The organism is Cupriavidus sp. 8B (assembly GCF_054589115.1).
In genome coordinates, this window is record NZ_BAAILO010000504.1 from 1 (window position 1) to 222 (window position 222).

General features: G+C 68.9%; 1 pseudogene. It reads left to right on the forward strand.

The features are described 5' to 3' along the window. A pseudogene (locus tag ACYP5B_RS45640) lies at positions 1 to 222 on the forward strand (IS110 family transposase); the annotation flags it as partial.

The window sequence follows — 222 nt, forward strand, 5'->3', positions numbered from 1 at the left end:
CCCAATGCGGCAGGGATCGACGTGGGCGCGTCGAGCCACTGGGTGGCGATGCCACGGCATCTGGCCGAACAAGCCGGCTGCGAGCCGGTGCGCGAATTCGGCGCGATGACCGACGATCTGCACGCGCTGGCCGACTGGCTGCTGGCGTGCGGCGTGGACACGGTCGCGCTCGAGTCCACCGGCGTGTACTGGATCCCAATCTATGAGGTACTGGAGCGGCGC